Source organism: Ottowia sp. (assembly GCF_047975795.1).
GTDB lineage: Bacteria > Pseudomonadota > Gammaproteobacteria > Burkholderiales > Burkholderiaceae_C > Ottowia.
Genome location: NZ_JBKEEE010000010.1, coordinates 36,626 through 54,682, shown reverse-complemented (window position 1 = coordinate 54,682; position 18,057 = coordinate 36,626). Strand labels below are relative to the sequence as shown.

Here is an 18,057-nt window from a genome sequence, read left to right as displayed (position 1 = left end):
CCCTGGGCTTATCGAGATTCACGCTCGCGGCTGCGGGTGTTGTCGCGCGTGCGCGCATCGTTGGCAGCGGCTGCGGGCGGTGCCGAGATGGCAGCGGCCGCTGTTGACGTGTTTGGCGCAGCAGAAGCCCCGGCGGCCTGCATCACCTTGTCCAGCGGCAGATACATCAGGTTGCCGCCCGATTTGCTGTCCACAATGATCTTGTTGACCCCGCCGTAAATGCTTTGCATGGTGTCCAGGTACATGCGGTCACGGGTGACCTGCGGCGCTTTCTGGTATTCGGTCAGCACCGAATTAAAGCGCTGCGCATCACCTTCGGCCTGCGCCACGATGCGCGCCTTGTAGCCCTCGGCCTCTTGCGTCAGGCGCGCTGCCGTGCCCTTGGCCAACGGCACCACTTGGTTGGCGTAAGCCTGCGCCTCGTTGACCGCGCGCTTGCTGTCCTGATCGGCCTTGAGCACATCGTCAAACGCTTCTTTGACCTGCTCGGGCGGACGCACACCGCTTTGCTGCATGGTGACGGCCAGCACGTCGATACCAACGTGGTAGCGGTCGAGAATTTTTTGCATCAAGTCGCGCACGCGCGGCGCAATCTGGTCGCGCTCTTCGGCCATGGCGCTGTCCATGGTCATGCTGCCCACCACTTCGCGCACCGCGCTTTCGGCGGCCTGCACCACCGCATCGTCCGGGTTTTTACTTTCAAACAGATAAGCTCGCGCGTCGCTCAGGCGGTACTGCACGCCAAACCGGATTTCAACGATGTTCTCGTCTTGCGTCAGCATGGCCGATTCGCGCAGGCCGGTGGACTGGATGATGCTGTCGCCGCCCACGTCCTTGGAACGGATCTGCGTCACGGCCACCGTCTCGTGCCGCTCGATTGGGTAAGGCAAACGCATGTTGACGCCCGCCGTGGCCACGCGGTCAAACTTGCCAAACCGCGTGATCACCGCCTGATAGCCTTCCTGCACGATGAAGATGCCGGTGGCAGCCCAAATGACCACCGCCAGACCAGCGATGATGCCAATGCCCGCACCCGCGTTTTTCATCTCGGGCGGCTGGTAGCCGCCATTGCCTGCGCCACGGCCGCTCCCGCCTCCGCGCCCGCCAAACATACCGCCCAGCTTGCGGTTGAAGTCGCGCCACAGCTCGTCCAGATCGGGCGGGCCTTGATTCTGGCCGCCTCTAGGCCGCTCCGGCTGTCGTGGTGGCTCGACAGGCCGGTCAGGCTGATCATCTGGGCGCGGCTCGTCCTGGCCGGACGACTGGTCGCCTCGACCCCAATGCGGGTCGTTCAGGTTGAACATGCCGCGCACGCGTTCAGGCCAAGTGGCTGCTCGGGGGGTGTGAAATTGATCGTTCATTCGTTGTCGTCTCGCATATCGGCTCGCACATCCATATTCGTATTCACATTCGTGTCCAACCCGTCATTGTGCCCAATTGCCACCGCCGCTTCATGATCGTGCCAAGCGGCCTGCGCTTTGGCGGCCAGCGCAGCGCGCAGTGTGTCCAGCCCCTGGCCAGAGCGGGCACTGACAAAGATGCGACCCCATGTCCGTCCATCAAGCTCGAACGTGCCTTCAAGCGCTGTAGGCAGGCGGCCTTCGTCCACCGCATCCAGCTTGTTGAACACCAGCAATTGCGGCACCTCGCCCGCGCCAATTTCATGCAACACGCGTTGCACTTCATGCATCTGCTCCAGAAAGCCGGGGTTGGCCGCATCCACCACGTGCAGCAACAAATCGGCATCGGCGGCTTCTTGCAGCGTGGCTTCAAACGCTTCGACCAACCCGTGCGGCAAATCACGGATAAAACCTACCGTGTCAGACAGTGATACCGAGCCACCCGCCTCGCTCAAGTACAACTGGCGCGTGGTGGTGTCCAACGTAGCGAACAACTGGTCGGCTGCATAGGCGCGCGCTTTTACCAGCGCATTGAACAGCGTGGATTTGCCCGCGTTGGTGTAGCCCACCAACGAGATGTTGAAGATGCCCCGGCGCTCGCGCTGACGCCGCTGCGTGCGGCGCTGGCGCTTGACCTTGACCAGCCGCTCCTTGGTGCGCTTGATGGCCTCGCCAATCATGCGGCGATCCAGCTCGATCTGCGTCTCGCCCGGCCCGCCGCGCGTGCCAATACCGCCTTGCTGGCGCTCCAGGTGCGACCAGCGCCGCACCAGCCGGGTGCTGAGGTATTGCAGGCGTGCCAATTCGACTTGCAGCTTGCCCACATGGCTGCGCGCGCGCTGGGCGAAGATTTCCAAAATCAGCAGCGTGCGGTCGTTCACCGGCAGGCCAATGGCGCGCTCCAGATTGCGCTGCTGCACCGGGCTGAGCGCCTGGTCGAACAGCACTTCTTGCGCGCCGCAGCTGACGGCCAGCAGGCGGATTTCTTCAGCCTTGCCGCTGCCCACGAACAGCGCCGCATCGGGGGCTTTTCGTTTGCAGCTCAGGCGCGCCACTGGCTCCAGACCTGCGGTTTGCGCCAGCAGGCCCAGCTCTTGCAGCTCACCATCGAAATGCGGCGCACCCAAGTCCACACCCACCAGCACAGCAGCAGCGCAATGGCTGGCATCAACGCGATCAGACAATGTCGAGAAACACCTGGCCGGACATACGGCAGCTATGAAACAGAGAGCTTAAAAAACAATTCTGGACTTGGTGTCCAAGTCTTGTTTAATCAGCGTCTTGCTGATCGTTAGCGGCTGCAAAATTGACCGCACGGCCAGGCACGATGGTCGAGATGGCGTGTTTGTAGACCATCTGCGTAACGGTGTTGCGCAAAAGCACAACGTATTGATCAAAAGACTCAATCTGTCCTTGCAGCTTGATGCCGTTGACCAAATAGATGGACACCGGAATGTGCTCACGACGCAAGGTGTTGAGAAACGGGTCTTGTAGGAGTTGCCCTTTATTGCTCACGATATTCTCCGTGTTCGAGAAGTTGAGAAAAGAATGGAATTTACCACAAAAGAACTATTTAATTGTGGGCGAGTTCTGAAAAATCAACCCCGGTCATTGCGCCAAATGGTCAATGTCAGCGAAGAAGTCCATTGCCCACGCCACGGCAGGTGTGCACCAAGACAGCTTATGAGTCCTTGTCGGCGTAAGGGTTCCGTGCCGATTTCATTTCGATACGCAAGGGCGTGCCAATCAAATCGAACGCCTTGCGAAAGCGCCCTTCCAGATAGCGCTTGTAAGCATCGGTCACCCCGTCCAGTGAGTTGCCATGCACCACGATGACCGGTGGGTTCATCCCGCCCTGGTGGGCATAACGCAGTTTAGGGCGGTACATACCAGCACGCCGGGGTTGCTGAAACTGCACCGCCTCTTGCAGCAAGCGGGTGAGCTGTGGCGTCGGCATTTTGCGCAGCGCGGCTTTGTGCGCCTTGGCAATCGAGCCCCACAGCGGCCCCAGGCCCTGGCGCTTTTTGACCGAGATGAAATGAATCTCGGCAAACTTCAGAAACGCCAGCCGTGTCTCGATGGCACGTTGCACCAGCTCGCGCTGATAGGCATCCACCGCATCCCACTTATTCACCGCCAGCACCACGGCGCGGCCCGCATCAAGGATGAAGCCCGCAATGTGCGCATCCTGGTCGGTAATACCTTGCGTGGCGTCCAGCAACAGCAGCACCACGTTGGACGATTCAATAGCCTGCAAGGTCTTGACGACCGAAAATTTTTCAATCGCCTCAAACACCTTGCCTTTGCGGCGCAATCCTGCGGTGTCGATCAGCTCAAAACGCTGCCCATTGCGTTCAAACGGCACGCTGATGGCGTCGCGCGTGGTGCCAGGCAAGTCGAACGCCACCAAGCGTTCTTCGCCCAGCCAGGTGTTGATGAGCGTGGACTTGCCTACGTTGGGACGACCCGCCACAGCCAGGCGGATCAGGCTTTCATCTGGCTCGGCCGCGTCTTCGTCTGGCTCAGGAATGCCCAGCGCGTCCAGCGCCGCGTCCAACATGGAACGCACGCCTTGCCCATGCGCGGCCGACACCGGCACCACCTCGCCCAGGCCCAGTTCATAAAACTCGGCCAGTTGTGCGCCTTCGCGCATGCCCTCAGCCTTGTTGGCAATCAGCAAGCAGGTTTTGCCCAAGCGGCGCAGGTAATGGGCAATGTCATGGTCTTGCCCCGACAGCCCGGCGCGCGCGTCCACCATGAAAATCACCACATCGGCCTCGGCCACGGCCTGCTGCGTCTGTTTGGCCATCTCTTTGAAGATGCCGCTGTCGGCATCCGGCTCAAAGCCGCCGGTGTCGATCACGATGTATTCGCGCCCACCCAACTGACCTTGGCCATAGTGGCGGTCACGCGTCAGGCCCGCAAAATCGGCCACGATGGCGTCCCGGCTTTTGGTCAGCCGGTTGAACAGGGTGGATTTGCCCACATTGGGCCGCCCCACCAGCGCGATAACGGGTTTCACTCAAGCAGTCCTGAACAAAAAAGATCAGTCGGTTTCGGCACCCCTTCCTGGCCAATGGCTGTACAAACCAGGTACCGCCGTGGAGCGGGCTTGGCCCGGCCACTGGCGGTGTCCCCCATCCCGCAGGAGAGGGGGAAAGGCGCGCAGCGACTCAGGGGGGTGTGCATCTATTCCAGCACAAAGCCGTACACCGCGCCTTTGCGCGTCACCACCACCAGGGTATTGCCCGCCAGCACGGGCGTGGCGGCAATGCCTGAGCCATCGGTGCGCAGGCGGTTCAGCGGTTTGCCGTCGGCGCGTGCACGCAGGTGCACCAAACCCGTGCTGTCGCCAAACACCACCGCGCTGCCCAACACCAGCGTGCCGGTCAAAAAGCGCCATTGCAAATCATCAGCCACCCAGGCCCGGCCACCATCTTGCGCGTTCCAGGCCATCACGCGGCCATCGCCTTCCGTGCCATACAGGCGTTCACCATCGCCTGAAATTCCGGTAGCCCCATTGGCCTGCCGGGTCCATTGCACCTGGCCGTTGTGGGTATCCACACAGCCCACCGCCGCCTGGAAAGCGCGCGTGCACACCACGTTGGCCTGACGGCTCACACCGCCCACCAGATCGACCAGGCGTTCCACGTCGTTGGTGCCCCGCGCCGACGCCACGGGGGCTTCCCAAAGAATGCTCCCGTTGTCAGGATTGACGCCGACCAGGCGCCCCGACAACCCGGCCACCAACGTATTGCCCACTGCTGTCAACACCCCCGCCTGCCGCAGCACCAGCGGCTCGGTGGTGCGCTGCACATTCCACAGAACAGCCCCGGTCTGACCGTCCATGCCTGTCAAGGAGCGGTCAGCTCCAAGCACGAACACGCGCCCGCCGGCCACCAGCGGCGCGGTATAGCTTTGCGTGCCCAGACGGTGGCGCCAGATTTCACGCCCGCCAGACAAAGCCACGACTTCGTTGACCCGCGTCACCACGGCGGTGACCTGGCCATCGCTGCCCACGCCGCCCGACAGCGCCTCGCCCACCTGCGCGCGGCCCAGCGTCTGGCCCGTGGCCGCGTCCAGCGTCAGCACCGTGCCGTCCGATCCCGCCAGCGCCACCTGCTGACCAGCGACGTGCACTTCCAGCGGAAACGCCACTTCGGTCGCCCGCGCCACCCAGGCTTGCCGCACGCCAAGCACAGCCACATTGGGGGGCAACTCGGCCGGTTCGGGCCGTTTGCTGCCACCAGCACATCCGGCCAGCACAGCCAGCACCAGCAACGCAGCACCGGCCACAGGCCAGCGCCGCCAAGTTTGGCCAGTCAGCGTTTTCATGACTTGGCCCCGTCAGCCGCTGCACGGGTGCCCGCCGCTTCCGGATCGATGCCCAGCGCGTTGAGCTTGATGCCCACCAGACGGCGGTAGTCACCGCTGTCAGCGCTCAAGCCCTGATAAGCCCTGCCAAACTCCACCGCCGCTTCGGCGCGCTTGTCTTGCAGCAGCAGCACGTCACCGCGCCGGTCGGCCACCAAAGCCGCAAATTGCTCGGGCACGCTGGCCGACAGGGTTTTCAGCGCCTCGTCATAGGCTTTTTCGCCCGTCTGGATAGACGCCAGCCGCAAACGGGCCACAGCTTGCAGCGCGTCCATGGGTGCCTGCTCAGCCACCCAGGTCAGCGCGGCCTTGGCCTCGGCTGCTTTGTCTTTTTCATACAGGGTCTTGGCCGCCAGTAAACCACTCTGGGCGGCGTAGGTGGTGCTGCCAAACTTGTCTTTCATATCTGCCAGCGCGCGTTGCAGCCGCTCCAGCTCGCCCGCCTCGGCGCTGCGACTGATTTCGTCGTACAGCACAGCGGCCTGCGCCGCCTGACGGCGTTGCCAGTACTGCCAGCCGTTGAAGCTGGCCAGGGCCGCCAGCACGGCGATCAGCCCCCAGGTAATCAGGTTGCCCCACTGGTTCCAGAAGTGCTTGAGCGCGTCAAGCTGTTCCTGTTCTTCAAGGTCGAGATGTGTTGCCATGGCGGTTCGTTACGGTCGTGTTGTTGCGGTCGTGTGGATCACTGTGCTGAATCGGGAGATTTTAGGGTGGCGGCCCAGGCCGCCGCGTCGGCCAGCGGCTGGCGGCTTTGCTGGCCTGCACCATCGCGCAGCGCTTTGACGGTAATCTGCCCTTCGGCCAGTTCTTGCGCGCCAAAAATCAGCGCAAAGCGCGCACCTGAGGCATCGGCGCGCTTGAGCTGGCTTTTCATGCTGCCCATGCCCGCGTCCGCTTGCCCACTGCTGGCGTGCATTTGCACCGCCACCCCCGCCGCGCGCAGCGCTTGCAAGCAGGGCATTACCGCAGGCAGCGCCGCCGCATCAGGGATCACCGCGTAAGCATCGGGCACCGGCTCGGGCACGGCCATGCCCTCTTCTTGCAGCAGCTCCAGCACCCGCTCCACACCCATGGCCCAGCCGACGGCGGGCGCGGGTTTGCCGCCGATCTGCTCAACAAGATAGTCGTAGCGACCACCGCCGCAAATGGTGCCTTGCGCGCCCAGGCTGTCGGTGATGAACTCGAACACCGTCAGGTTGTAATAGTCCAGCCCGCGCACCAGACGCGGGTTGATGCGCCATTCAACACCGCTGGCGCGCAGCATGGCCTGTACCGCCGCAAAGTGCTGTTGTGACGCCGCGCCAAGATAGTCAAGCAGCTTGGGCGCGCCATCGACCAGCGCCTGCATGGCCGGGTTCTTGGTGTCCAGAATACGCAGCGGGTTGCTGTGCAGGCGGCGGCGCGCGTCTTCGTCCAACTGCTCCTGATGCTGCTCGAAGTAGGCGATCAGGGCTTCGCGATGGGCGCGCCGCTCATCAGGCTGACCCAGGCTGTTGAGTTCGAGGCGCCAGTTTTTGATGCCCAGTGCACGCCACAGCGCCACGGCCAGCAAAATCATCTCGGCGTCGGCCTCGGGGCCGCCAAAGCCCAGCGCCTCGGCACCGATCTGATGAAACTGGCGATAGCGGCCACGCTGCGGACGCTCGCGCCGGAACATCGGCCCCATGTAGAACAGGCGCTTGCCGCCGTCGTACAGCAGGTTGTGCTCGGCCACGGCGCGCACCAGACCGGCGGTGCCTTCGGGGCGCAGCGCCAGATGGTCAGCGTCGCCGTGCTTGTCTTGCCGATCCTGGAACGAATACATCTCTTTTTCGACGATGTCGGTCACCTCACCCAGGCCGCGCGTGTACAACTGCACCTGCTCCATGATGGGCGTGCGAGCGTTGCGGTAGGCAAAGCTGCCCATCACACAGCGCACCTGATCTTCCAGCCATTGCCAGCGCGCCGACGTGGGCGGCAAGATGTCGTTCATGCCTTTGATGGCCTGAATCGAAGGTGTTTTTGACATGGCAATAAAACTATATTTTTAATAGCTTCAATCGCTTGTTACACAAGCGTCAAAGCATGGTTTGATTTTTAACTTTTGGCACTGGCCACGGCTTCAGCACCAAAACGCTGCTGGATATAGCGCTCGACCAGCGCATGGAATTCCGTCGCGATGTGCTCGCCGCGCAAGGTCACGGCTTTTTCGCCGTCGATGAACACCGGGGCCGCCGGGGCTTCGCCCGTGCCGGGCAGGCTGATGCCGATGTCGGCGTGCTTGCTCTCACCCGGGCCGTTGACGATGCAGCCCATCACCGCCACCTTGAGCTTTTCAACGCCGGGGTAACGGCTGCGCCACACCGGCATCTGTGCACGCAGGTGGTCGTCGATCTGCTTGGCCAGCTCCTGGAACGTGGTGCTGGTGGTGCGCCCGCAACCCGGGCAGGCGGTGACGCTGGGCACGAACACGCGCAGGCCGAGCGACTGCAAAATTTCCGACGCCACCACCACCTCTTGCGTGCGCGCTTCGCCCGGCTGCGGCGTCAGGCTGACGCGAATGGTGTCGCCAATACCTTCTTGCAACAAGATGCCCAGCGCGGTGCTGGACGCCACAGTACCTTTGGTGGCCATGCCCGCTTCGGTCAGCCCCAGGTGCAACGGATAGTCGCAACGGCGCGCCAGCTCGCGGTAAACGGCGATCAAGTCCTGCACGCCGCTGACCTTGCAGCTCAGGATGACTTGGCTTGGTGCCATGCCCATGGCCACGGCACGCCCAGCCGAGTCGATGGCCGACTGGATCAGCGCCTCGTACATCACCTGGCGCGCGTCCCAGGGTGGGACGCGGCCGCTGTTTTCGTCCATCAGCTCCGCCATCAAATCCTGATCCAGACTGCCCCAGTTGACGCCAATGCGCACCGGCTTGTCCCACTTCAGGGCCGCTTCGATCATCTGGCCGAACTGGGTATCGCGCTTAGTCCCTTTACCCACGTTGCCGGGGTTGATGCGGTATTTACTGAGCGCCTGGGCACAGCCGGGGTGCTCGGTCAGCAGGCGGTGGCCGTTGTAATGAAAGTCGCCAATCAGTGGCACATCGATGCCCATGCGATCCAACTGCTCACGAATGTAGGGCACTTGCGCCGCCGCCTCGGGCGTATTGACGGTGATGCGCACCAGCTCGCTGCCCGCCAGTGCCAGCTCTTTGCATTGGATGGCAGTGACCACGGGGTCTTGCGTGTCGGTATTGGTCATCGACTGCACGCGCACCGGCGCGTCGCCGCCCACGGTAACCACGCGCTGGCCCCAGACCACGCGGGCCTGACGGCTGCGGCGCGGCAAAGGCTGGGCCACCGCAACAGGCAAGGTGGGGGCAGCCATGTCCACTTACTTGACCTCGAAACGCGCCACCGCCGAACGGCTGAGCGACTTGATGTCAAAAGGCTTGCCATGCACCGTGACCGCCACCGCGTCCTTGCGACCCACAGTAACCGACAGGGGCAAATCACCGCTCACGCCCAGCTTGGCACCTGACTGAAGCGTGCGATTGATGAGCACCTTGCCGTTGGCATCGCGCACCGCCACCCAGGTCTCGCCCGTGGCCTCAAAAACCACGGCACCGGTGGCGGCCTGAGCGGCGTTGCGCGCCGCATCCGATGCCGCAGCAAGCGGCACCGACGCAAGCGGCACCGGCGCACCAGGCGTGACCGACGCCGCGCTGGCAGGCAAAGCCGCCGGGGGCACCATCGATGCAGATACAGATTCCGATGTGGTTATTGAAGTCGCCTCTGAGGCCGACTCAAGCGGCACATTCTCCGCCTGGTTCAACGACAGGCTTTCAGTCACCTCGCCCGGTGCCGACTCTGTCACGGCAGCGTCTTGACCGGTTGCAGGCGCGCCCGGTTGAGGTGCGCCCAATTGAATGGGCAGCGTCGGCAGCCGCCACAGGACGACCGCCCCGACCAAAAGCGCGATCACGCCCCACAGCAAAGGTTTGGAAAAGCTGCTCGCCAGCATCGGGGCAGGCCTGTCACCAGCGCCGCGAAACGGCGCACTGCCCACACCCGCAGGCGCATGCAGATCGGGCGCGGCCACGGGCATGCGCTCCAGCACCGGGGCCGGGTCTGCGCCAAATGCGCGGGCCACAGCCGACGCCAGGCCGCGCGCAAAGGTCATGTCGGGCAACTGATCGAACTGATCGCTCTCCAGCGCCTGGATTTTTTGCGGTGACACTTTCAGCGCACTGGCCAGCAATGCCTGGTCAACCTCTGCCGCCTCGCGCATCTGGCGCAGCATGGCACCGGCCGTCAACGACCCGGCCTGGGTGGCGCTGGCTTGGATGATGCTGGCCTGCTCTGCGCGATCTTCCGTGGCGCTTTCCGTGGCGCTGACAGGCTCGGCCTCGCGCTCAGTCATCAAACTGCCCTTGTTTGTAGGCTTTCAACTCGTTCGACTCGGGAAAGCGTCTGCGCAACTGCGAGGCCAGTTGCTCCATGGCCTGGCCGTTGTTCAGCTTGCGCTCGATCCGGACACCCAGCCACAGCGACTCGGCATTGGCCATTTCGCTGTTGTTCAGCCTGCGGACGTAAAAGCGCGCGCGCTCAAATTCGCCACGCTGGTACATCAGCTTGGCCAAGTTGTAGCCGGTGACCGGGTTGCCCGCGTCCAGCTCGTAGGCGCGCAGCAAGGTCGCCTCGGCTTTGGCCAAGTCCCCGCTGCGGGCTTCGCACACGCCTTGCGCCATGGTGGTTTTGGCGCGCTCGCGGTAAGTCGGCAGGGCAATGGCGGTCTGAAACGACTGTGTGGCGGCGGCATAGTCACCACCTTGGCACTGCAACCAGCCCAGGTTGTGCCACGCATTGCCATCGCGCGAATTCAGTTGTACGGCGCGCTGAAAATTGCTGCCCGCCAGTTGCTGCTCGCCCATGGCCATGTAGATCAGCCCGGCCAAGTTGTAGGACTCCGAAAAGCTGGGGTCGGTCTGGATGGCTTTTTTCACCTCGTCCAGCGCCACCATGGTCTGCCCATTCTGGAAATAGCTGGTGGCCAGCAGCACGCGCGTGCGGGCGCGTTTGCGGTCATCAGTTTCGTCCGATGCGGTTTGCAGCTCGGGCGGAATGTCGCCAAACCCGGGCTGGTTGACACAGCCCGTCAGCGCCCCCACCAATGCCAGCGCCGCCCAGGCCCGCAGGAGCCGCCCTGTGGAAAACGAAGAAACAAAAATCATGAAACCACCTTTGTAGTCGACACCGTCTTGACTGGTGCATGGTGCAACACCATCGTACGCTGGCGCGCCATGCGCTCTGGTGCCCGCGTGCGGTCTTGCACATCGCCAGCCAGTTGGCCACAGGCCGCGTCAATGTCGTCACCGCGCGTTTTGCGCACGGTGGTGACGATACCCGCTGCGTTCAGCAGCTTACCGAACGCCTGTACGCGCGCCGTGGGCGAACACGCCAGCCCGGACTGCGGAAATGGGTTAAACGGAATCAGGTTGAACTTGCAGCGCAGGCCCTGCGCGCTGTGCTGGCGCACCAGCGCGATCAGCGCCTGGGCGTGCTCGGGCGCATCGTTGACGCCATCAAGCATGCAGTATTCAAACGTGATGAAGTCGCGTGGCGCGCTGGCCAGGTAGCGGACGCAGGTTTGCAACAGTTCATCCAGCGGGTATTTGCGATTCAGCGGCACCAGATGATCGCGCAAAGCATCTGAGGGCGCATGCAACGACACCGCCAGCGCCACCGGACAATCGCGCGCCAGCCGGTCGATCATGGGCACCACGCCCGAGGTAGACACCGTCACGCGCCGACGCGACAGGCCGTAGCCGTGGTCATCCAGCATCAGGCGCAGCGCAGGTATCAAGCGGTCATAGTTTTGCAGCGGCTCACCCATGCCCATCATCACCACGTTGGAGATGACGCGCGTGTCCTGGCCCAACTTGCGGCGCAGATAGTGCTCGGCAAACCACAGCTGAGCGACGATCTCGCCCGTCGTCAAATTGCGGCTGAAACCCTGATGGCCCGTGGAGCAAAAGCGGCAGCCTACGGCACAACCGGCCTGCGACGACACGCACAGCGTGCCGCGATCCAGCGCGCCGCCGTCATCGGACTCGAATTCGGGGATGAACACCGCCTCGACGGCGTTGCCGCCGCCCACGTCGAACAGCCACTTGATGGTGCCGTCGCGCGATTCGTGCTGGCGCAGCACGGGCAGCGCACGCACCTCGGCACGGCCTGCCAGCTTGTCACGCAAAGACTTGGCCAAGTCGCTCATCTGGCCAAAATCAGCCACACCGCGCTGGTGCACCCAGCGCAGCAGCTGCACAGCGCGAAAACGCTTTTCACCCAGCCTCTCGCAATACGCAGCGAGTCCGTCAAGGTCGAAATCGAGCAGGTTGACCGGGGTGATGGCGTTCATATCAGCGGCCCCAAAGGCCGCGCTCAGCTTCAGCGCGAGTAAATGGCCAGGCCGGGGAAGAAGAACGCCACTTCGACAGCGGCGGTTTCAGGCGCATCGGAGCCGTGCACCGCGTTGGCGTCGATCGAATCGGCAAAGTCGGCGCGGATGGTGCCCTTGTCGGCCTTTTTGGGGTCGGTCGCACCCATCAGCTCGCGGTTTTTGGCGATGGCGTCTTCGCCTTCCAGCACCTGGATCATGACCGGGCCAGAGACCATGAAATCCACCAAATCCTTGAAGAACGGGCGCTCTTTGTGCACGGCATAAAACTGCTCTGCCTCACGGCGCGACAGATGCTGCAAACGGGCCGCCACGATTTTCAGGCCAGCGGCTTCAAAACGCGCGTAGATCTGGCCGATGACGTTCTTGGCCACGGCGTCGGGCTTGATGATGGAAAGAGTGCGTTGGGTAGCCATAAAAGCAATGATCCTGTAATAAAAAGAAAACCGTTTTGCCCGTAAAAGGCAAAGCTCTTCATTTTAACCGGCGACCGGGTCAACCCAGCAGCCACAAGGGCATCCGTGGCTACAGTTTCAGCCGTTGCTTTAAGAGCGTGTTCAAAGTCTCAGCGTAAAGGGTGTGGGATGCGGATCGGGATGGGCTGCAAGGCGCAAACCGCAGCGATACCTGGCGATATCGCGAGGATTTGCAACGCAGCAGACCGCCCGGGGCCGCGCACACACACCCGCGCAGAGACTTTGAACACGCTCTAACCGCAGTTCAGCGCGGTAAAAGCACGATCATCCGCGCCGCCCACCGCCTGTACCGCCCCGCCGCTGGCCTGCACCACTGCCGCGCGTCTTGGTCTTGCCCGCGCCAGACGCTGGTCTGCGCTGGCGCGACAGGCTGTCGGCACCGATATAGCCTTGCGAAGTTTTCAGCGGATCCGGCTGCACCCGGCCCCTGCGACCCGATGCGCTGCCCACGTCATCGGCTCTACCGCCCGCACCACCGCCCATGCTGCCGCCACGGCGGCGCGGGCCGCTCGGTGCGGGGCGCGGCGGCTGTGGCGGCTGCATATCGCGCGGCGCGCCGCCCGCCATGCTGGGGCGCGGGCCGCTGCTGTGCCCGCGGTCGCCCCGACCACGGCGCGGCTTGTCGGCCTGCGCAGGGCCAGGCTCGCGCCCGCCACGAATCACCCGCTCGGGCGTGCCCGAGGCTTCGCCCAGCGCGCGGATGTCGCGCTCGCCCAGCTCCATCCACATGCCGCGCTTCAAGCCGCGCGGCAGCAGCATGGCCCCGTAGCGGATGCGGATCAGGCGGCTGACGGCGTGGCCGACCGATTCAACCATGCGCCGCACCTCGCGATTGCGGCCCTCGGAGATGGTCACGCGGTACCACTGGTTGGCCCCTTCGCTGACGCCCTCTTCCTTGATCGAGCTGAACTGCGCCATACCGTCGTCCAGCGTCACGCCGTCCAGCAGGCGCTGCTTTTCATCGTCAGTCAGCGCGCCCAACACGCGCACGGCGTATTCGCGCTCCAGCCCAAAGCGCGGGTGCATCAGGCGGTTGGCCAGCTCGCCCGAGTTGGTCAGCAGCAGCAGCCCTTCGGTGTTCAAGTCCAGCCGCCCGACTGACTGCCATTTGCCCTGCCCCGCCTGCAGGCGCGGCAGTTTGCGGAACACGGTGGGCCGGTTTTGCGGATCGTCGTGCGTGACCAGCTCGCCCACCGGCTTGTGGTAGGCCAGCACGCGCGCCGGTGGCGGTGCAATGCGCACCTGGATCGGGCGACCATTGATGCGCACCTGGTCGCCGTACTGAATACGCTGGCCCACGTGCGCAGGCTGGCCGTTGACGCTGATGCGCCCCTCCAGAATCAGCCGCTCCATTTCCAGCCGCGACCCCAGGCCCGCCTGGGCCAGCACCTTGTGCAGCTTGGGTTGCTCAGGCTGGGGCAGCAGCACGCGCTTGGGCGGTGTGGGCGGTGTGGCCGGGGCGTCGGCTTCATCGTCAAAACGGCCGGACAGCACGTCGTCGATGACCACCGGGGCCAGATCATCCGAAGTGGCCGCCGGTAGCGCAGCCACAGCCCCCAGATCATCAGTGGGTTGATTTGCTTCGCTTTTTGTAGCTTTTTGTGCTTGTCGAGACGGCGTTGAAGGCGATTTTTGTTTAGATTTTTCGGTGCGCTGACGTGGCGCACCAGTGGTTTGGCCTTCAGCATCGTCAGGGCCTTCGGTATCCAGTGGGGTCGGCTCGTCGGCGTTCATGGTGTGGGCGTTGGGGTGGGTGGGAGATCGTCGTTCAGCAGCTTGTCCGTGTCGGGGGCAACTTCGGTTTCAATCGGTGTTTCGGCCTGCGCATCCGCGCCGGTGCTGACATCAGAATTGGTTTCCAGCTCGTCTGAAGGGGCTGCATCGGCTTGTTCTGGCAGCTTCGGTGGCAACTCTGACGCAGGGCTGGCTTCAGTCTGGGGCACATCGCCAGACACCAGGGCAGATGTATCAGCGGGGCTTTGTGCATCTGCAAAAGGCCAAGTTGCCCCATCGGCAGGCAGATCAGGCGATGCCGCTGCCGGTCCGTCAGACAATGCCTCGGCGGCAGCCGCTTCCTCTTCAGGTACGCCCTGAAATTCAGCGGTATTGCCCACGACGGCACCCACCGTCGCATCAGTCATTGCGTCAGCCTGCACGGTTTCCAGCGCATCGAACATGCTGGCCGCCTGCTCGGACGGTGCCTCCAGCATGGGCAACTGGTCCAGCGATTCCAGCCCCAGATCGTCCAGAAACTGCCGCGTGGTGGCGTACAGACCAGGGCGACCGACGGTTTCGCGGTGGCCAATCACCTCGACCCAGCCTCGGTCTTCCAGTTGTTTGAGCAGTTGCGAATTGACCGTGACGCCGCGAATGTCTTCGATGTCGCCGCGCGTGACCGGCTGGCGGTAGGCGATGATGGCCAGCGTTTCCAGCGTGGCGCGGGTGTATTTGGGCGGTTTTTCGGGGTTCAGCCGATCCAGGTACTCGCGCATCTCGGGGCGGCTTTGAAAGCGCCAGCCGCTGGCCACCTGCACCAGTTCTACACCGCGCTGCGTCCATTCGTCTTGCAGCTCTTGCAGCAAGATTTTCAGGGTGTCGGCGTTCAGTTGGTCATCAAACAGCACACGCAGCTCGCGCACCGTCATCGGCTGCTGGGCGCAGATCAGCGCAGTTTCAAGAATGCGGCGTGCATCGACCGAATTCATGGCGCACCTCCGTGCAAGGCCGCCACAGCGGCGGCGCACATGCGCAGTTCATGCGATTCAAAGCCTGAGCGGTTCATGGGTGTGGTGTTGAACAGGCCGCGCCCGGCGCAGCCCAGAAGGTGCCAAGAAATCCGAAGTACCAAAAACACCGCTGCGGTGCCAGCCTTCGTGCAAAGATTGGGTGGTGGGCGGCATCTTGTCCTGCCCGGTCATTCGGCGGCCCATCCACGGGCCAGCCGATCAAGGCGAATTGTAGCCAAGCCCCCATTGCCGCAGGGCACTGCCCAGATCAAGCGGCAAGGCAGCCTCGAAGTCCAGCAGTTGACCGCTCGTCGGGTGCACCAACGCCAGCCGCCGCGCGTGCAACGCCTGCCGCGCTATGCCTGCCGCTGCAGCGCCGCCGTACAAGGCATCGCCCACCAGCGGGTGCCCCAGATGCGCCATGTGCACCCGAATCTGGTGTGTGCGCCCAGTGCGCAGCAGCCCGCGCACCAGGCAGCCGTGCTCGGCATTGGCCAGCAGTTCAAAACGGGTTTGCGCCAGCTTGCCCGGCTGGCGCGCCAGATCGACCACCGCCATGCGCAGGCGGTTGCGGGCATCGCGGCCGATGGCGGCGTCCACCTCGCGCTCGGGCGCGCCCGTCCACGGCCGATGCGCCAGCGCCAGGTATTCGCGCCGCACCTCGCGCGCGGCAATCTGGGCCACCAGTGCGTCCATGGCCGGGCGACTGCGCGCCACCACCATCAGGCCGCTGGTGTCTTTGTCCAGCCGGTGCACGATGCCCGCACGCGGCAGCAAAGCGGCGCGCCCGTCGTGTGCCAGCAAGGCGTTGAGCAAAGTACCGCTCCAGTGGCCGGGGGCGGGGTGCACCACCAGGCCAGCCGGTTTGTCGATCACCAGCAAGTCCTCGTCCTGGTGCAGCACATTCAGCGGGATGGCCTGCGGCACAAACGCCTGGCTCATGGGCGTGGGGCGCAGCTCAACCGACAACTGCGCACCTGCGCGGACTTTTTGCGCGGGCTTGAGCGCCTGTGCCCCATTCACCTGTACCGCGCCGCTTTCGATCAACTGCCGCAAATAGTTGCGCGAAAACTCAGCCACCAGACTGGCCAGCGCGCGGTCCAGCCGCTGGCCATGAAAATCAGCGGGTACGGCGATCTGGCGCAGCTCAACTTCAGCCCCGTCGGCGCTGTCCAGGCCATCGGCCGCGTCGCCCGCGTTGTCCTCTGGCTCCCAGACGCTGCCGCCCGCCGCAGGGGCGGTCGATATAATTGAGCTTGCGTGATTCAAGAGATTGGCCACTGATGCAACAAGCCCGATTATCAGCCGCAGGCGCGGCCACTTTGGTGCTGGCAGCGCTGCTGGCAGGCTGCTCGACCACCGTGTCCGACCCCGCCAACACCTGGAGCCCCAACCGCATCCAGTCTGAGGCCAAGGACGAGCTGAATTCTGGCGCTTACGACAAAGCCATTCCGCTGTTTGAAAAACTCGAAGGCCGCGCCGCAGGCACCCCTATGGCGCAACAGGCCCAGCTCGAAAAAGCCTACGCCCAGTTCAAAGACGGCCAGAAGGCCGAGGCCATCGCCACGCTGGACCGTTTCATGCGGCTGCACCCGGCCAGCCCGGCCATTGACTACGCCCTGTACATGAAGGGCATCATCAACTTCAACGACGAACTGGGATTATTCGCCTTCTTGTCGCGGCAGGATTTATCCGAGCGCGACCAGCGCGCGGCCAAAGAGGCGTTCGAGTCGTTTCAGGAATTGGTCACCCGCTTTCCCGAATCGCGCTACACCCCCGACGCCCAGGCGCGCATGCGCTACACCGTCAACGCCCTCGCCCAGTACGACGTACACGTGGCGCGCTACTACTACACCCGCGGCGCGTTCGTCGCCGCCATCAACCGCGCCCAGCAAGCCATTGCCGATTACCGTGACGCCCCCGCACTGGAAGAAGCGCTGTACATCCTCACCCGCTCGTACGACCAGCTCAACATGCCCGCGTTGCGCGACGACGCCCGTCGCGTGCTGGACCAGAACTACCCCAACAGCGTGTACCTGGTGCGTGGTTTAAAGGGTGAAAGCAAGCCCTGGTGGCAGTTGTGGTAAGCGCATCTGAGGCCACCTGAAAACGCAACAAAATCAATAGCATTTAGCGCTTTATCTACAAGCGCAAAGGCCAATTTGGTTGAGTTAAAAGTTAGCTCGAAGCTAAATAAAATTATGATCTGACCCCAATTTCCCCAGGGTTATTTGCCACCATCACTGCGCTGGACGACAGTTACACGGCACCAGCGGCAGGTATCACCACGGCAAGCGTGGCCGAAAACGACTCTACCAACGGTGCCTCGGCCGCTGTGGGTACCAATGTGAGCTTGACCCCCGGAATCATCGCTCCCACGCCCACCAGTGGCTCTATCGTCATGGCCACTGATGGCACTATCACCGTCGCGCCAAGCACCACGCCAGGAACCTACAGCTACCCATATCAAATCTGCGTACAGCCAGCGGTCAACCCCGCCGTATGCGCCAATGCAGTAGCCACTATCGTTGTTACAGCCACTGGCGTTCCTTCAGGGCAAGGAAGTATTGCCAGCGTACCGACGCTGGAAACAAAACTGCTGCTCGGTTTATCTGGGTGCTTGGCCGTCTTGGGGTTGTGTGGGTCTCGGCG

The 18,057-nt window shown here is 63.4% G+C and carries 17 protein-coding genes; 1 reads left to right on the top strand and 16 read right to left on the bottom strand.

Annotated elements, in window-relative coordinates; genetic code table 11:
* Window positions 1-8 precede the first annotated feature (8 nt).
* The 15 genes from hflK to ACK5NW_RS01115 form a co-directional block, all read right to left on the bottom strand.
* The gene (gene hflK, locus ACK5NW_RS01185) at window positions 9-1,361 is read right to left on the bottom strand and encodes an FtsH protease activity modulator HflK (protein ID WP_416924422.1); all 1,353 of its coding nucleotides are present in this window, start codon (window positions 1,359-1,361) and stop codon (window positions 9-11) included.
* Complete coding sequence (gene hflX, locus ACK5NW_RS01180) at window positions 1,358-2,584, bottom strand: GTPase HflX (protein WP_416924421.1); 1,227 nt, start codon at window positions 2,582-2,584, stop codon at window positions 1,358-1,360. Before hflX ends, hflK begins: the two co-directional genes overlap by 4 nt.
* 85 nt (window positions 2,585-2,669) lie before the next feature.
* The gene (gene hfq / locus ACK5NW_RS01175) at window positions 2,670-2,915 is read right to left on the bottom strand and encodes an RNA chaperone Hfq (protein ID WP_416924420.1); all 246 of its coding nucleotides are present in this window, start codon (window positions 2,913-2,915) and stop codon (window positions 2,670-2,672) included.
* A 166-nt stretch (window positions 2,916-3,081) separates the two neighbouring features.
* Window positions 3,082-4,422: a ribosome biogenesis GTPase Der gene (gene der / locus ACK5NW_RS01170; RefSeq protein ID WP_416924419.1), complete on the bottom strand. Its 1,341-nt coding sequence runs from the start codon at window positions 4,420-4,422 to the stop codon at window positions 3,082-3,084.
* A gap of 167 nt (window positions 4,423-4,589) precedes the next feature.
* On the bottom strand, window positions 4,590-5,735 hold the full coding sequence (bamB, locus tag ACK5NW_RS01165) for an outer membrane protein assembly factor BamB (protein WP_416924418.1): 1,146 nt from the start codon (window positions 5,733-5,735) through the stop codon (window positions 4,590-4,592).
* Window positions 5,732-6,418: a YfgM family protein gene (locus ACK5NW_RS01160; RefSeq protein ID WP_416924417.1), complete on the bottom strand. Its 687-nt coding sequence runs from the start codon at window positions 6,416-6,418 to the stop codon at window positions 5,732-5,734. The genes bamB and ACK5NW_RS01160 overlap by 4 nt, the downstream gene beginning before the upstream one ends.
* 38 nt (window positions 6,419-6,456) lie before the next feature.
* A complete protein-coding gene (gene hisS, locus ACK5NW_RS01155; protein ID WP_416924416.1) occupies window positions 6,457-7,782 on the bottom strand; it encodes a histidine--tRNA ligase in 1,326 nt (441 codons plus the stop codon).
* A 68-nt stretch (window positions 7,783-7,850) separates the two neighbouring features.
* On the bottom strand, window positions 7,851-9,131 hold the full coding sequence (gene ispG / locus ACK5NW_RS01150) for a flavodoxin-dependent (E)-4-hydroxy-3-methylbut-2-enyl-diphosphate synthase (RefSeq protein ID WP_416924415.1): 1,281 nt from the start codon (window positions 9,129-9,131) through the stop codon (window positions 7,851-7,853).
* A 6-nt stretch (window positions 9,132-9,137) separates the two neighbouring features.
* Window positions 9,138-10,166, bottom strand: coding sequence for a helix-turn-helix domain-containing protein (locus ACK5NW_RS01145; protein ID WP_416924414.1), 1,029 nt, complete (start codon window positions 10,164-10,166; stop codon window positions 9,138-9,140).
* Window positions 10,159-10,977 carry a type IV pilus biogenesis/stability protein PilW gene (gene pilW, locus ACK5NW_RS01140; RefSeq protein ID WP_416924413.1) on the bottom strand — a complete coding sequence of 273 codons (819 nt, stop codon included), beginning with the start codon at window positions 10,975-10,977 and terminating at the stop codon, window positions 10,159-10,161. The genes ACK5NW_RS01145 and pilW overlap by 8 nt, the downstream gene beginning before the upstream one ends.
* Window positions 10,974-12,164, bottom strand: coding sequence for a 23S rRNA (adenine(2503)-C(2))-methyltransferase RlmN (gene rlmN, locus ACK5NW_RS01135; RefSeq protein WP_416924412.1), 1,191 nt, complete (start codon window positions 12,162-12,164; stop codon window positions 10,974-10,976). Before rlmN ends, pilW begins: the two co-directional genes overlap by 4 nt.
* Before the next feature lie 29 nt (window positions 12,165-12,193).
* Entirely contained in the window at window positions 12,194-12,619 is a 426-nt protein-coding gene (gene ndk / locus ACK5NW_RS01130; RefSeq protein ID WP_416924411.1) for a nucleoside-diphosphate kinase, read from the bottom strand.
* 324 nt (window positions 12,620-12,943) lie between these two features.
* Window positions 12,944-14,413: a pseudouridine synthase gene (locus ACK5NW_RS01125; RefSeq protein WP_416924410.1), complete on the bottom strand. Its 1,470-nt coding sequence runs from the start codon at window positions 14,411-14,413 to the stop codon at window positions 12,944-12,946.
* The gene (gene scpB, locus ACK5NW_RS01120; RefSeq protein WP_416924409.1) at window positions 14,410-15,384 is read right to left on the bottom strand and encodes an SMC-Scp complex subunit ScpB; all 975 of its coding nucleotides are present in this window, start codon (window positions 15,382-15,384) and stop codon (window positions 14,410-14,412) included. The genes ACK5NW_RS01125 and scpB overlap by 4 nt, the downstream gene beginning before the upstream one ends.
* Before the next feature lie 240 nt (window positions 15,385-15,624).
* On the bottom strand, window positions 15,625-16,674 hold the full coding sequence (locus ACK5NW_RS01115) for an RluA family pseudouridine synthase (RefSeq protein ID WP_416924408.1): 1,050 nt from the start codon (window positions 16,672-16,674) through the stop codon (window positions 15,625-15,627).
* 14 nt (window positions 16,675-16,688) lie between these two features.
* Between ACK5NW_RS01115 and ACK5NW_RS01110 the strand changes: the two genes are divergently transcribed.
* A complete protein-coding gene (locus ACK5NW_RS01110; RefSeq protein WP_416924407.1) occupies window positions 16,689-17,492 on the top strand; it encodes an outer membrane protein assembly factor BamD in 804 nt (267 codons plus the stop codon).
* 172 nt (window positions 17,493-17,664) lie between these two features.
* On the opposite strand, the gene ACK5NW_RS01105 is transcribed toward ACK5NW_RS01110, so the two are convergent.
* The gene (locus tag ACK5NW_RS01105) at window positions 17,665-17,808 is read right to left on the bottom strand and encodes a hypothetical protein (protein WP_416924406.1); all 144 of its coding nucleotides are present in this window, start codon (window positions 17,806-17,808) and stop codon (window positions 17,665-17,667) included.
* Window positions 17,809-18,057 lie beyond the last annotated feature (249 nt).